The sequence below is a fragment of the Rhizobium sp. FG113 genome (genome assembly GCF_057809895.1).
In genome coordinates, this window is sequence record NZ_JBMDKV010000013.1 from 72,410 (window position 1) to 86,030 (window position 13,621).

Annotated in this window: 14 protein-coding genes; 10 read left to right on the forward strand and 4 right to left on the reverse strand. The window is 58.4% G+C overall.

Annotated elements, in window-relative coordinates; genetic code table 11:
• Window positions 1-2 precede the first annotated feature (2 nt).
• The 7 genes from ACODTZ_RS24595 (at window position 3) to gndA (ending at window position 6,383) form a co-directional block, all read left to right on the forward strand.
• Window positions 3-746: an amino acid ABC transporter ATP-binding protein gene (locus ACODTZ_RS24595; RefSeq protein WP_489028838.1), complete on the forward strand. Its 744-nt coding sequence runs from the start codon at window positions 3-5 to the stop codon at window positions 744-746.
• A gap of 196 nt (window positions 747-942) precedes the next feature.
• Window positions 943-1,617: a 4-carboxy-4-hydroxy-2-oxoadipate aldolase/oxaloacetate decarboxylase gene (locus ACODTZ_RS24600; RefSeq protein ID WP_489028840.1), complete on the forward strand. Its 675-nt coding sequence runs from the start codon at window positions 943-945 to the stop codon at window positions 1,615-1,617.
• Window positions 1,618-1,636: 19 nt separating this feature from the next.
• Window positions 1,637-2,404, forward strand: coding sequence for an SDR family oxidoreductase (locus ACODTZ_RS24605; protein ID WP_489028842.1), 768 nt, complete (start codon window positions 1,637-1,639; stop codon window positions 2,402-2,404).
• The gene (locus ACODTZ_RS24610; RefSeq protein WP_489028844.1) at window positions 2,373-2,930 is read left to right on the forward strand and encodes a gluconokinase; all 558 of its coding nucleotides are present in this window, start codon (window positions 2,373-2,375) and stop codon (window positions 2,928-2,930) included. Before ACODTZ_RS24605 ends, ACODTZ_RS24610 begins: the two co-directional genes overlap by 32 nt.
• Window positions 2,931-2,940: 10 nt before the next feature.
• The gene (locus ACODTZ_RS24615; protein ID WP_489028846.1) at window positions 2,941-3,882 is read left to right on the forward strand and encodes a 2-hydroxyacid dehydrogenase; all 942 of its coding nucleotides are present in this window, start codon (window positions 2,941-2,943) and stop codon (window positions 3,880-3,882) included.
• A 10-nt stretch (window positions 3,883-3,892) separates the two neighbouring features.
• Window positions 3,893-4,924: an L-idonate 5-dehydrogenase gene (locus tag ACODTZ_RS24620; RefSeq protein WP_489028848.1), complete on the forward strand. Its 1,032-nt coding sequence runs from the start codon at window positions 3,893-3,895 to the stop codon at window positions 4,922-4,924.
• 28 nt (window positions 4,925-4,952) lie between these two features.
• Window positions 4,953-6,383 carry an NADP-dependent phosphogluconate dehydrogenase gene (gene gndA, locus ACODTZ_RS24625; protein WP_018900641.1) on the forward strand — a complete coding sequence of 477 codons (1,431 nt, stop codon included), beginning with the start codon at window positions 4,953-4,955 and terminating at the stop codon, window positions 6,381-6,383.
• A 73-nt stretch (window positions 6,384-6,456) separates the two neighbouring features.
• Here gndA and ACODTZ_RS24630 read toward each other — a convergent pair whose 3' ends face one another.
• From ACODTZ_RS24630 to ltnD, 4 genes are read right to left on the reverse strand one after another with little or no spacing between them, the layout of a single operon-like run.
• Entirely contained in the window at window positions 6,457-7,887 is a 1,431-nt protein-coding gene (locus tag ACODTZ_RS24630) for an aspartate ammonia-lyase (RefSeq protein ID WP_489028850.1), read from the reverse strand.
• A 13-nt stretch (window positions 7,888-7,900) separates the two neighbouring features.
• Complete coding sequence (locus tag ACODTZ_RS24635; protein ID WP_489028852.1) at window positions 7,901-8,797, reverse strand: SMP-30/gluconolactonase/LRE family protein; 897 nt, start codon at window positions 8,795-8,797, stop codon at window positions 7,901-7,903.
• Between the two features lie 21 nt (window positions 8,798-8,818).
• The gene (gene otnI, locus ACODTZ_RS24640) at window positions 8,819-9,586 is read right to left on the reverse strand and encodes a 2-oxo-tetronate isomerase (RefSeq protein WP_489028854.1); all 768 of its coding nucleotides are present in this window, start codon (window positions 9,584-9,586) and stop codon (window positions 8,819-8,821) included.
• A 3-nt stretch (window positions 9,587-9,589) separates the two neighbouring features.
• On the reverse strand, window positions 9,590-10,504 hold the full coding sequence (gene ltnD / locus ACODTZ_RS24645; RefSeq protein ID WP_489028856.1) for an L-threonate dehydrogenase: 915 nt from the start codon (window positions 10,502-10,504) through the stop codon (window positions 9,590-9,592).
• Window positions 10,505-10,627: 123 nt separating this feature from the next.
• Here ltnD and ACODTZ_RS24650 point away from each other — a divergent pair, with 123 nt between their 5' ends.
• The 3 genes from ACODTZ_RS24650 to otnC are packed head-to-tail and all read left to right on the forward strand — an operon-like array spanning window position 10,628 to window position 13,620.
• Window positions 10,628-11,683, forward strand: a complete 1,056-nt coding sequence (locus ACODTZ_RS24650; protein ID WP_489028858.1) for a LacI family DNA-binding transcriptional regulator — start codon at window positions 10,628-10,630, stop codon at window positions 11,681-11,683.
• Between the two features lie 27 nt (window positions 11,684-11,710).
• The gene (gene otnK / locus ACODTZ_RS24655; protein ID WP_489028861.1) at window positions 11,711-12,976 is read left to right on the forward strand and encodes a 3-oxo-tetronate kinase; all 1,266 of its coding nucleotides are present in this window, start codon (window positions 11,711-11,713) and stop codon (window positions 12,974-12,976) included.
• A complete protein-coding gene (otnC, locus tag ACODTZ_RS24660) occupies window positions 12,973-13,620 on the forward strand; it encodes a 3-oxo-tetronate 4-phosphate decarboxylase (protein ID WP_489028863.1) in 648 nt (215 codons plus the stop codon). The genes otnK and otnC overlap by 4 nt, the downstream gene beginning before the upstream one ends.
• Window position 13,621: the final 1 nt, after the last annotated feature.

Sequence of the window (13,621 nt, forward strand, 5' to 3'; positions counted from 1 at the left end):
TGATGTCTCAGACCATCCCCGCAGTTGATATTGTCAATCTTCAAAAGTGGTACGGTGATTTCCACGTGCTGCGCGACATCAACCTGAAGGTCATGCGCGGCGAGCGCATCGTCATCGCCGGCCCTTCCGGCTCCGGCAAGTCGACGATGATCCGCTGCATCAACCGCCTGGAAGAACACCAGAAGGGCCAGATCATCGTCGATGGCACGGAACTGACCAACGACCTGAAGAAGATCGACGAAGTGCGCCGCGAAGTCGGCATGGTCTTCCAGCACTTCAACCTCTTCCCGCACCTGACGATCCTGGAAAACTGCACGCTGGCGCCGATCTGGGTGCGCAAGATGCCGAAGAAGCAGGCCGAAGAGATCGCCATGCACTTCCTCAAGCGCGTGAAGATCCCCGAGCAGGCCAACAAGTATCCGGGCCAGCTCTCCGGCGGTCAGCAGCAGCGCGTGGCGATCGCCCGCTCGCTGTGCATGAACCCGAAGATCATGCTGTTCGACGAGCCGACCTCGGCGCTCGATCCTGAAATGATCAAGGAAGTGCTCGACACCATGGTCGGTCTTGCAGAAGAAGGCATGACGATGCTCTGCGTGACCCACGAAATGGGCTTCGCCCGCCAGGTCGCCAACCGCGTCATCTTCATGGACCAGGGCCAGATCGTCGAGGAGAACTCGCCCGCCGAGTTCTTCGACAATCCGCAGCACGAGCGCACCAAGCTCTTCCTCAGCCAGATCCTGCATTAGCTTCTGCTTGATCGCTTTGCCCTGCGCCGAGATCAACTTTCGGCGCGGGATCGACCGTGGAAACTCTCTCCGGAAGCCGCTCTCTCATATCGAAATGTTATAGCTGAAATCCATAACATATATTTGCGAGATGGGTCAGCACGTTGATAAAACGCTTGCAGCATTGGGCAGGTCCTTTGCCCGCAAGGAGGAAAACATGATCAAGCTGAACCAGAAGATTGAGCGCCCGTCCAAGGATGAGATTGCTGCCGTTGCCAAATTCTCGCCTGCGACGATCCACGAAGCGCAAGGCCGCAAAGGCGCCCTGTCGTCGCGCATCAAGCCGGTCGATCACGGTATGAAGCTTTGCGGTCCGGCCTTCACTGTCAAATGCGCACCGCGTGACAACATCATGCTGCAGGTAGCGATCAACTACGCGCAGCCTGGCGATATCATTGTGGTTTCCGCCGGCGAATATGAAGAGGCGGGCTCCTTCGGAGACGTACTGGCAAATGCCTGCCTCGCCAAGGGCATCGGTGGTCTCGTAACAGACACCGGCGTTCGCGACACGGTTCAGCTCCGCGAACTCGGCTTTCCGGTGTTCTCTTTGAGTGTCTGCATCAAGGGAACTGTCAAGGAAACGCTTGGCGCAACCAACGAACCGATAACCATCGGCGACGAAATCATCAACCCTGGCGATATCATCGTTGGCGATGCTGATGGCCTTGTCGTGGTGCGCAAGAATGAAGCTGTGGAAGTTGCAAGGCTTTCTCAGGCGCGTGAGGACGCAGAGGCCGGTTACATCGCGGCTTACAAGGCCGGCAAGTCGGTCGTGGAAGTATCCAACCTTGAGGCCGTCCTCAAGGCCAAGGGCCTGGTCGTCGAGGCTTGAGCCACTCTGGAGTAACGCAATGACCTATCCGCTCTTCGATCTTTCCGGAAAGACGGTCCTTATAACTGGCTCGTCTCAGGGAATTGGGCTGGCCCTAGCTAGGGGGCTTGCAGAGCACGGCGCAAGCATCGTTCTCAACGGCCGGGATCCTCAAAAGCTGGCCGCTGCCGCAAAAGATCTTACAGGCTTGGGCCACAAAGTCGCAACGGCCGATTTCGACGTCACTGACGCCAGCGCCGTCGCGCTCGGCGTCGACAGGATCGAGCGCGAGATCGGCTCGATCGACATCCTCGTCAACAATGCCGGCATGCAGTTTCGCACGCCGCTCGAGGATTTCCCGGCTGAGAAGTGGGAGCAGTTGCTGCGGACGAACATATCGAGCGTTTTCTATGTCGGTCAGGCGGTTGCACGTCACATGATCTCCCGCGGCTGCGGCAAGATCATCAATATCGCCTCCGTGCAGAGCGAGCTCGCCCGTCCCGGCATTGCGCCTTACACGGCGACGAAGGGAGCGGTGAAAAACCTGACACGCGGCATGTGCGCCGACTGGGCCAAACACGGTCTTCAGGTTAATGCGATAGCACCGGGATACTTCAAGACGCCGCTCAACCAGGCGCTTGTCGACAATGCCGAGTTCTCCGCCTGGCTTGAAAAACGCACGCCGGCCGCTCGTTGGGGTGATGTCGATGAACTCGTCGGTGCCGCAGTTTTCCTTTCCAGCAAGGCATCATCTTTTGTGAACGGACACACGCTTTATGTCGATGGCGGCATCACCACTTGTCTCTAGCCTAGGGCTCGGTCCTCTGGTTGTCATGGGCGTGTCGGGATGCGGAAAAACCTCGGTCGGCAAGTTGCTCGCTTCGCGATTGGGCTATTGCTTCATCGAAGGCGACAGCCGTCACCCGCAAGCTAATGTCGAAAAGATGACCGCCGGGATCGCTCTTGATGATCACGACCGCAAGCCGTGGTTGGAAAATCTCGGCGACGAACTGCGAGCGAGTGCCGAGATCGTTATTTCCTGCTCCGCACTGAAAAGGTCTTACAGGAACCTGTTGAGAGAAAGGGCAGCGCGGCCGATAAGGTTCGTTTTCCTGCAGGGAGCGCGCGCAACATTGGCGGCGCGTCTGTCAGCACGCAAGGGACATTACATGCCGCTTTCGCTACTCGACAGCCAGCTGCGGACCTTGGAATTGCCGGTTGAAGAACGTGACGTCATCACCATCGAAATTGACCAACCGGTCGAACGTATTGCCTCGATCGCAATCGCGCATTCGGCGACGATTGCCTATCGGTGCGGCGAAAGAACCATCTGACGGAGGAAACATGTCCAAGCCTGAAATCCTGCTCGCAGGTCCATACCCGGAATGGGACATGGTTGACCTTGAGAATAGCTATGTCGTCCACAAGCTCTATGAAGCCACGGATCGTGATGCTTTCTTCAAAGAGAATGGCAGCAAGATCAGAGCCATCGCGACCCGCGGCGAACTCGGCGCATCGGCAGAGCTGATGCAGAGCCTTCCCAAGCTCGAGGTAGTTTCCGTCTACGGCGTGGGCACTGATGCGGTCGACCTTGTCCATGCTCGGGAAAACGGCATTCGGGTCACCAATACGCCTGACGTATTGTCGGATGACGTCGCAGATATGGCAATCGGCTTGCTCTTGTCGGCGGCACGACTGATCCCGCGCGGCGATGAACTGGTCCGCTCCGGTATGTGGGGAACGAAGCCAATGCCGCTTGTCACTCGTGTCAGCGGAAAGCGGGTTGGGATTGTCGGGATGGGGCGGATCGGCCAGGCGATCGCGCGCCGGGTCAGCGGTTTCGATTGTGAGGTACGCTACTTTTCACGCAATCCGCAGTCGCAGTTGCCCTATCACCACCAGGGAGATCTCCGTGCCCTGGCTGCGTGGTCGGAGTTTCTGATCGTTATCGTACCCGGTGGCGATGCGACGAAGAACATCATCAACGCCGAGGTTCTCAAGGCGCTGGGGCCGGATGGAATCCTGGTCAATGTGTCGCGCGGATCGACGGTGGACGAAGAGGCGCTGATAGCCGCTCTGCAGCAGCGGACCATCAAGGCGGCCGGCCTGGATGTCTTTTACAACGAGCCGCATATCGATCAGCGGTTCCTGACACTCGACAATGTCGTGCTGCAGCCGCACCATGGCTCGGGTACGGTTGAGACTAGAAAGGCGATGGGACAGCTCGTGCGCGACAATCTTTCAGCGCATTTTGCAGGCCAGTCGCTGCCAACGCCGGTTGTGTAAGGGAAGAATCATGAAAGCAGTGGTTATCCACGCAGCAAAGGATCTGCGCGTTGAAGAGCGGGACGCTGAGGCTCTCGGGCCCGGGCAGGTGGAGGTCGCCGTCGAGGCGGGCGGCATTTGCGGTTCCGATCTCCACTATTATAATCATGGTGGCTTCGGCACGGTTCGCGTTCGCGAGCCGATGATCCTCGGTCATGAAGTGGCTGGTACCATCAAGGCACTAGGCGAGGGTGTTTCGCATCTGACCGTCGGCGATCGTGTCGCCGTATCCCCAAGCCGACCATGCAATGAGTGCGAGTATTGCCTGCGTGGAGAGCAGAACCACTGCCTCAACATGCGGTTCTATGGTTCCGCCATGCCGATGCCGCACATTCAGGGCGCCTTCCGCCAGCGGCTGGTCGCCGACGCATACCAGTGCCACAAGGTCGGCGAGGGGATTTCGATCAATGAGGCCGCCATGGCCGAGCCGTTCGCCGTGACGTTGCACGGTGTCAATCGTGCCGGTTCGCTCATCGGGAAGCGCGTCCTCGTCACCGGCTGCGGACCGATCGGTGCGCTCGCCATCATCGCGGCGCGGGCGCATGGTGCCCGCGAGGTCGTCGCGACCGATGTCATCGACACTGTTTTGGGAAAAGCGCTGGAGATCGGCGCCGACCGCGTCATCAATGTGGCCAATAATCCAGATGCGCTCTCGGCCTACTCGTCCAACAAGGGATATTTCGACGTGCAGTTCGAAGCGTCGGGCAATGAACGCGCGGTTCGGTCCGGTCTTGAGGTGCTGCGTCCTCGCTCCACGCTGGTGCAGCTAGGTCTTGGCGGCGACGTATCCATCCCACAGAACATGGTGGTCGCCAAGGAGATCGAGATGAAGGGGACATTCCGGTTTCATGAGGAATTCGGCTTGGCTGTCGACCTCATCAACCAGCGCCGCGTCGATCTGAAGCCGCTTCTAACCGGCACATATCCGATTGAGGACGCCGTCGCAGCATTCGAAGCTGCCGGTGACCGTACGAAATCGATGAAGATTCAACTCGCGTTCTGACGCTGCACAGCACCAAGGTGAAGACGTAATGGAAAAGGCAGAAATCGGGCTGATCGGCCTTGCGGTCATGGGTTCCAACCTCGCTCTGAACATCGCGGAAAAGGGCAACAAGATTGCGGTGTTCAACCGCACGCCTGACAAGACGGACGAGTTCTACGAAAGCGCCGGCGATCTGAAGAAGCAGATCATTCCGTGCAAAACGATCGAGGAATTCGTCGAGGCGATCCGCCCGCCGCGTCCGATCATCATCATGATCAAGGCCGGCGAGCCGGTTGACCAGCAGATGGAGCTGCTGCGTCCGCATCTCTCCAAGGGCGACATCATGATCGATGCCGGCAACGCCAACTTCCGCGACACGATCGCCCGCTTCGACCGCCTCAAGGACACCGACCTGACCTTCATCGGCATGGGTGTTTCCGGTGGCGAGGAAGGTGCGCGTCACGGCCCGTCGATCATGGTCGGCGGCACGGAAGATAGCTGGAAGCGCGTTGAGCCGGTGCTGACCTCGATCGCCGCCAAGTACAAGGGCGACCCTTGCGTTGCCTGGCTCGGCAATGACGGCGCTGGCCACTTCGTCAAGACGATCCACAACGGCATCGAATATGCCGACATGCAGATGATCGCCGAAATCTACGGCGTCCTGCGCGACGGTCTCGGCAAGAGTGCCAAGGACATCTCCGGCATCTTCGGCGACTGGAACAAGGGCCGCCTGAACTCCTACCTGATCGAGATCTCCGAGAAGGTTCTGGCCGCGACCGACCCGATCTCCGGCGGTGCGATGGTCGACATGATCCTCGACAAGGCCGGCCAGAAGGGCACCGGCAAGTGGTCGGCGATCGAGGCGCAAAACATGGGCATTCCGGCAACGGCAATTGAAGCGGCCGTTGCCGCCCGCAGCCTGTCGTCGATGAAGACCGAGCGCGAAGCCGCCGAGAAGATTTTCGGCAAGCCGGAATACAACTTCCCGGTCGCTTACGGTCCTGAGCTCGTCAAGGATCTGGAACTGGCTCTGTTCGCCGCCAAGATCGGCGCCTACGCGCAGGGCTTCGCGGTGATGGCGGAAGCCTCGCGCGAGTTCAAGTGGTCGCTTCCGATGCCAACCATTGCCAAGATCTGGCGCGATGGCTGCATCATCCGCTCGCAGTTCCTCGACGAAATCACCTCGGCCTTCACCAAGGCGCCTGACGTCGCCAACCTGATCGTGACGCCGGCCTTCGCGGATATGGTCAAGGAATCGCTGCCGGCGCTTCGCCGCGTTGTCGGTGCCGCCCTGCAGGCTGGTCTGCCGGTTCCGGCGCTGACCTCGGCGCTCACCTACTTCGACGCCTACCGCCAGGGCCGCGGCACCGCCAACCTGATCCAGGCACAGCGCGACTTCTTCGGCGCCCACGGCTTCGATCGCCTCGACGGCAAGGACTTCCACCACGGCCCATGGGGCAGCGGTGCGGCGACCTTCTAAGGTTCGCTCTCTGAAAATGACAGCAGCCGGGCCATTGGTCCGGCTGTTTTGCGTTTGGGCCAATTGACTTGGTTCAGAACTGGATTTCGGCGGCGGGGCGCAGACGGGAGGGTGCAACGAGAGTGGCAAGAGTAAAGACCTGTGCCAGAACCTCATCCGATAAGGAAGCATGCTCCCTAAGCAGGTCGGACAGGGGCTTGCCAGTTCTAAGCGCTTGTTTTGCAAGCTCAGCGGAAACATCATAGCCGAGTAAGGGAACCAGCGCGGTGGCAAGTGCAGTTCCCGACATCAGGTGTTTTTCGCAAATATCGGTGTTCGCCCTGATGCCTTCGATACAGTTGATCCGCAACGTGCGCATCGCGCTTACCAAAAGGCCAATTGATTCCAGTAAGCTTTGAACGATGACCGGTTCCATCGCATTTAACTGGAGCTGGCCAGCTTCGGCTGCCATCGTCACCGTGAGGTCAGATCCGATCACGCGAAACGCGACCTGATTAACGACCTCCGGAATCACCGGATTGACCTTTCCCGGCATGATTGACGATCCGGGCTGAACGTGTGGCAGTTCTATCTCACCAAGACCGCCGCGAGGACCGCTCGATAGCAAGCGGAGGTCGTTTGAGATCTTTGACAGCTTTGTGGCCGTTCGCTTCAACACCCCGGAAAAAAGAACGAAGGCGCCAGTATCCCAGCAAGCCTCGATGAGATTTTGGGACAGCACGAAGGGTTGATCGGCAATCGACGAGAGTTCGTCCACGACCCGTCGCGAATATCTTGGGTCTGCAGTGATGCCGGTGCCAATCGCGGTGCCACCTAGATTGATTTCGAGCATCAGCTCAGAGGCTTGTCGCACCCTGGCAATGTCTTCTCTCAGCGTGGTTGCGAAAGCGCCAAATTCCTGGCCGAGCGTCATTGGCACAGCATCCTGCAATTGTGTGCGGCCGAGTTTGAGAATTCTCCTGAACTCTGTCGCCTTGCGATCAAAAGAGGCGGCTAAATCATCTAAGGCTTGCACGAGATCCTTGCTGCTTTCCAACAGGGCAAGTCGAATGGCCGTTGGATAGACGTCATTCGTCGATTGTGACAAATTAACGTGGTTGTTCGGGTGGATCTCATCGTAACTTCCCTTTGGAAAGCCTAGGTGCTCCAACGCCCGATTCGCAATGACCTCATTAGCGTTCATGTTAACCGATGTGCCAGCTCCCCCTTGGTACACATCAACAACGAACTGGTCGTCAAACTCTCCCCCTATAAGTTCCTCGCAAGCCGCTACAATCGCCGCAAAACGGCGCTCATCGATGTCGCCGAGCGCTCTGTTCGCCCTGACTGCGGCGAGCTTGACCATGCCAAGCGCTTTAATGAGCGGCTTTTGGTTATTTTGCAGCGTTCCCGATATCATGAAGTTCTGTGTCGCGCGCTGGGTCTGAGCGCCGAAATAGGCGTCGGCAGGAACGTCAACATTACCAAGTGAATCGCGCTCGACACGTATTTTCATTGAAGACATCTCTTGCTTTGCCTCACACGACGTTGGCTTTGGTGTTGAGATAGACGCCAAACAGGCTTCGTGTTGCTGTTACGAAGAGGCGGTTGCGCATCGCGCCCCCGAAACACACATTGCTAACCGTTTCAGGCACCAAGATCTTGCCGAGAAGGTCGCCGTTCGCTGATAGACAGTGGACACCGTCTCCGGCACTCGTCCATATGTTGCCATGAGCGTCGAGCCTGAAGCCGTCATACATGCCCGTGTCGCAGACACGTAGGGTACGTCCCTCGGTCGGGAGCTTGTTCTGCGAAAGTGCGTAGGTGATTAACCGGGCGGGGCTCGCGCCACTATCGACCACGAATAAGCGCGTCTGATCAGCCGAGATTGCAAGGCCGTTCGGTTGTTCAAGGTCAGTGATCACGGCATGGAGACTACCATCCGGGTCGCGGCGGAAGACGTTGCGAGTTCCAATTTCGCTGTCCGACCTAGCGCCCTCATACTCCGTCGAAATACCGTAGGTCGGGTCGGTAAACCAGATGGATCCAGTAGAGTCGACGACGACGTCGTTCGGAGAGTTGAGGCGTTTGCCCTCGAAACGGTCGGCCAGGACGGTCCGCGAACCATCATGCTCATATCGCACTACGCTGCGCGTCTGGTGTTCGCATGCGACTACCCTGCCTTCCATGTCGAGCGTGTGTCCGTTGGCGAAGTTGGAGGGCCGCATGAACTCGGAGACCGTATCATCACACTCATTGTAGCGAAGGACGCGATTGTTCGGGATATCGGAAAAAAGCAGATGACGCGCTGCCGGCACATAGACCGGTCCCTCAAGCCAACGTCCACCCGAGTATAGATGATCTACGTGGACATTCGGTAGTATCAGATCCCGAAAGCGCGGATCTACGATCTCGAACCAATCTGTATACTTCATGCCGTCCCCTCCCGTCGCAACCTAAAGCTTCTTCATCCAGCCAAGTCCGTCTTCGGTGTTGGCCGCGGGTCTGTATTCGCAGCCTACATATCCAAGGTATCCGAGCGCATCGATTTCCTGGAAAATTCGGCGATCATTAAGCTCGCCGGTCAGCGGCTCATGGCGCGTCGGGACAGCGGCGATCTGGATGTGGCCGATCTGCGGAGCCATACTCCTCAAAGCGGTAATAACGTCGCCATGGAGTATCTGCCGGTGGTAGACGTCGAACTGAAGTTTAACGTTGGGCATGTCGACCTCTTGAAGCAGCTCAAGCGCCCGGTCGAAGTCGTTGAGAAAATAACCGGGCATGTCGCGCTTGTTGATGGGTTCGATCACAAGATCGATACCTACCTGACCGACTGCGTCGGCGGCTCTCTTCAGATTATCGCGATAGCATGCGACGGCATTTGGCTCATTCGAAGGTGCTATACCCGCCATCATGTGAAGGAGCGGTGTATTAAGCTCCCGCCCGTAAGTGATCGACTTGGCGAGCGCGGCCTTGAATTCCTCACGTCGATCGGGAAGGCTCGCTAACCCTCGATCGCCGTCTTCCCAGCTTCCCGGCGGCATGTTGAAGAGTGCTTGCCTCAAACCTGACGAGTGCAGAGAGTCAGCCACCTTCTCCACAGGATAGTCGTATGGGAACAGATATTCAACGGCGCCGAACCCGGCTGAGGCAGCGGCGTCAAAGCGCTCCAGGAATGGGCGCTCGTTGAACATCATCGACAGATTAGCAGCAAATTTCGGCATCAATTACGCCTTCTTTGTCAAGCCGGGCAGCTCAAGCCCGGCGATCTGTGCAAACAGGCGGGCGACCGAACTATCATCGTCGCGGCCCATACCGGCTGCTTCTGTCATAATGAACAGTTGCAGCGCTGCCGCAGTGATCGGCAGGGGGAATTTTTGAACGCGGCCGATGTCGGACACAATGCCGAGATCCTTCGTGAAGATCGACACTGCACTATGGGGCGTGTAATCGCCCTCCAAGACGTGCGGAACACGGTTTTCGAACATCCAGCTGTTGCCAGCGGATTTGGTAATGACGTCGAATACGCGGGAGATGTCGAGGTCGAGGCTCTTCGCGAATGTGATCGCTTCGCAGGCTGCTGCAATATGTACACCGGCAAGCAACTGATTGACGATCTTGAAGGACGAGCCGACTCCTGGTTGATCTCCCAGCGTGTAGACCGTCCCAGCCATTGCATCCAGAGCCGGCCTTGCCGCCTCGAACGCTTCCTGAGATCCTGAAGCCATGAAAGTCAGCTCGCCGGAACTTGCCTTCTTGGAGCCGCCGCTGATTGGCCCGTCGAGGTAGAGCAGACCGGCAGCCTGCGTGCGCGACGCAAAGGACTTCGCTTGGCTAGGAGAAATCGTGGCGCAAGAGACGATCACCGCGCCAGGCCTCATGGCGGATACGATGCCGTCTTCGCCGAACAGCACGGCCTCTGTCTGCACGGCGTTGACGACGACGACAACCACAACATCTGCACCGGTTGCAGCTTCTGCTGGCGTGGCGGCGGCCATACCGCCGGCAGCTTTCAGCGCTTCAAGCGCTTCGGAGTTGATGTCGAAACCGTGCACCTGGCAGCCGGCCTTGAGGACAGAGCGGGCCATTCCGAGCCCCATCGAGCCCAAGCCCACAACGGCAACAGTGGTTTGGCGTGACATGAAGAATACCTCTCATAGAACAAACGAAGCACTATCTCAGCGCTAACATCTCTTTAAAAGCACATCCTCTTGATCTCTTCAAGCAAGTTATGTTAGCGCTGAGATAAATGTGGAGAATGACCGATGGCAGATCACGGGCCGGCGACCGACGGCACATCTTTGGCGGAAAAACCGCAGGCTGCGGGGACAACGCCAACGCTCGCGCATGTGGCCCGGCTGGCTAATGTCAGCGAGAACACAGTTTCGCGAGTAATCCGCAACAAGGGTTCCATCGCACCCGACACGAGGAAGCGGGTCAATGCAGCCATAGAGCAGCTCGGCTATGTGCCGAACCGCGCGGCCGGGTCGCTGGCGTCGTCATCTTCGCTGATCATCGGCGTCATCCTGCCTTCACTGTCAAACATCGTTTTCCCGGAGCTCTTGCGCGGTATCAATGCCGGCTTGAACGGTACGTCCTACAAGCCGATGATTGGAGTGACGGATTATGACCTCGAAGTTGAACAGCAACTGATCTCCTCGCTTCTCGCATGGCAGCCGGCGGCGGTCATTACCACAGGGTTCGATCACACGGATCAGGCACGCCGAATGCTTGAAGGAAGCCGGGTGCGAGTGGCGGAACTCATGGATATCGACAGTCAGCCGATCGATCTGGCCGTAGGACTTTCGCATCGTGAAGCGGGCCGCGCAATGGCACGCCATCTTGTCCAGCGCGGTTACAAGAATATCGGCTATGTCGGTCACAACTGGGAAGCCGATCGACGGGCATATATCCGCTACCAGGGCCTGTGCGACGGCCTCGGGGATGCTGGCCTTCCGCTTGCAGCCGAGTGCAGCACTGATCAGTCAAGTTCGACACTCGAAGGACGCAAGACACTTTCGCGTCTCCTCGCCGATGGCGCGCAGATCGACGCCGTCGCCTTTTCCAATGACGACATGGCGGTTGGCGGCTTCATGCATTGTCTTGCTGCGGGTATTGCGGTGCCGGACGATCTGGCGCTGATCGGTTTCAACGGCCTCGAAATTGGCCAGGCTCTGCCTAAGCCGCTGACGACCGTTCTCTCCAACCGCTTTGCCATTGGCAAGGCTGCTGTCGACATATTGCTCGAAGATCCGAAGCGTCCTGAGGCGCCACGGACCATCGATACCGGATTCTCGATCATTGAAGGTGCTACCGCTTGAGCGGAACCCTACCCACGGAGAAATGACATGCTGCTTGGCGCAATCGCCGACGATTTGACCGGAGCGACCGACCTGGCGCTGATGCTTTCGCGAGAGGGCATGCGTACAGTGCAGACGGTTGGCGTACCGCCGAGGGATTTTGATTTCGGCGACGCGGACGCCGTAGTCGTCGCTCTGAAATCGCGGACAAACCCGGCCGCGGAAGCCGTCGGCATGTCGCTTGAGGCGCTCGCTTGGCTGAAGGCGTCGGGCGCCCGTCAGATCATCTTCAAATATTGCTCGACCTTCGATTCCACCGCGAAGGGCAACATTGGTTCCGTGACGGACGCGCTGGTCGCGGAGCTGGGCGCGGATCTGACAATTGTCTGCCCGGCTTTTCCCGCGAACCGCCGGACGGTCTATAAGGGGCATCTCTTCGTCGGCGACCAATTGCTGTCGGATAGCCCTATGCGCCATCACCCCCTTACCCCAATGACAGATTCATCCCTGGTTCGCCTCATGGCAGCTCAATCCACGCTGAAGGTCGGCCTGGTCGGGCATGAGATTGTTGCCAGCGGCGCCGCTGCCGTCGGCGGCGCATTTGCAGAAGCCAGACAACGCGGCGAAGGGGTCGTGGTCGTCGATGCGATTAGCGACAACGATTTGCGTGTGATCGGTGAAGCTGTCGCGGATTTTCCGCTGATCACCGGAGGATCAGGTATCGCGCTCGGATTGCCAAACAATTTTAGGCGTCTCGGCCTCCTGCATCAAAACAATGGGGACGATGTGTTTGCGCCGCCTGTCGGTCGCGCCGCTATTCTTGCTGGCTCCTGTTCGCAAGCCACTCGCGGACAGATAGATCGGGCGATTGACGCAGGAATGCCGACGCTCAAGCTTGATCCACTTGACATCGCCGAAGGCCGTGTGACGGTGAATGAGGCACTGGAGTGGGCGTTTTCGCAGAGTGATAGGGTTCCGCTGATCTATTCGAGCGCTGATCCAGAGGATGTCCTCGCCGCCCAAAAGACTCTTGGGCAGGAAAGGGCAGGGGAAGTCATCGAGAAATTCCTGGCACAGCTAGCGGTCGGGATGCGCCAAAATGGCGTTCGACGTTTGATCGTGGCGGGAGGTGAAACCTCGGGAGCCGTGGTCGGCGCGCTTGCGCCTGCAGGCTTGTTCATCGGCCCCGAGATTGACCCGGGGGTGCCATGGACATTGACGCTCGGCGACGGCGAGCCAATGGCGCTTGCGCTGAAATCGGGAAATTTTGGTGCACCTGACTTCTTTACGAAAGCGTGGGAGATCCTGAAATGACGGCTATTCTGTCGGAAGAAACACGCCTGCGCGATGAGATTGTAGACGTGGGAAAATCACTGTTCGATCGCTGCTTCACGTTTGGTTCGACCGGCAATATCAGCGCAAGGCTGAGTAACGGCGACTTACTGATGACGCCGACCAATGCGTCGCTTGGCGCTCTCGATCCGGCACGCCTATCCAGGTTTTCAGCCGAAGGTGTCCATGTCGATGGAGACAAGCCGACCAAGGAGGCGTTCCTGCACCAATGCATGTATTGCGAGCGTGCGGGCGCCGGTGCCGTCGTCCATCTGCATTCGACGAATGCCGTCGCCGTCAGCGTCATCGACGGGCTTGACCCAAACGATATCCTTCCGCCGTTGACCGCCTATTACGTCATGCGGGTCGGCAAGCTGCCGATGGCACCCTACTTCCCGCCAGGGGACGTTGCGCTGGCCGAAGCGGTACGGGAGCGCGCACGCGAAAGCCATGCCGTGTTGCTCGCCAATCATGGTCCTGTGGTTGCTGGCAAAACGCTGCGCGAGGCGCAATATGCGACGGAAGAACTGGAAGAGACGGCAAAGCTGTTTTTGATGCTGCGCGGCGAAAAGCTCAGACCTCTTACAGGCCCGCAATGCGCCGCGTTGTTGGAAAAGCAGAAGTAAA

Coding starts and splice junctions, on each gene's coding strand:
- ACODTZ_RS24595 (WP_489028838.1), top strand. CDS start 3: ATGTCTCAGACCATCCCCGCAGTTGATATTGTCAATCTTCAAAAGTGG.
- ACODTZ_RS24600 (WP_489028840.1), top strand. CDS start 943: ATGATCAAGCTGAACCAGAAGATTGAGCGCCCGTCCAAGGATGAGATT.
- ACODTZ_RS24605 (WP_489028842.1), top strand. CDS start 1,637: ATGACCTATCCGCTCTTCGATCTTTCCGGAAAGACGGTCCTTATAACT.
- ACODTZ_RS24610 (WP_489028844.1), top strand. CDS start 2,373: ATGTCGATGGCGGCATCACCACTTGTCTCTAGCCTAGGGCTCGGTCCT.
- ACODTZ_RS24615 (WP_489028846.1), top strand. CDS start 2,941: ATGTCCAAGCCTGAAATCCTGCTCGCAGGTCCATACCCGGAATGGGAC.
- ACODTZ_RS24620 (WP_489028848.1), top strand. CDS start 3,893: ATGAAAGCAGTGGTTATCCACGCAGCAAAGGATCTGCGCGTTGAAGAG.
- gndA (WP_018900641.1), top strand. CDS start 4,953: ATGGAAAAGGCAGAAATCGGGCTGATCGGCCTTGCGGTCATGGGTTCC.
- ACODTZ_RS24630 (WP_489028850.1), bottom strand. CDS start 7,887: ATGTCTTCAATGAAAATACGTGTCGAGCGCGATTCACTTGGTAATGTT.
- ACODTZ_RS24635 (WP_489028852.1), bottom strand. CDS start 8,797: ATGAAGTATACAGATTGGTTCGAGATCGTAGATCCGCGCTTTCGGGAT.
- otnI (WP_489028854.1), bottom strand. CDS start 9,586: ATGCCGAAATTTGCTGCTAATCTGTCGATGATGTTCAACGAGCGCCCA.
- ltnD (WP_489028856.1), bottom strand. CDS start 10,504: ATGTCACGCCAAACCACTGTTGCCGTTGTGGGCTTGGGCTCGATGGGG.
- ACODTZ_RS24650 (WP_489028858.1), top strand. CDS start 10,628: ATGGCAGATCACGGGCCGGCGACCGACGGCACATCTTTGGCGGAAAAA.
- otnK (WP_489028861.1), top strand. CDS start 11,711: ATGCTGCTTGGCGCAATCGCCGACGATTTGACCGGAGCGACCGACCTG.
- otnC (WP_489028863.1), top strand. CDS start 12,973: ATGACGGCTATTCTGTCGGAAGAAACACGCCTGCGCGATGAGATTGTA.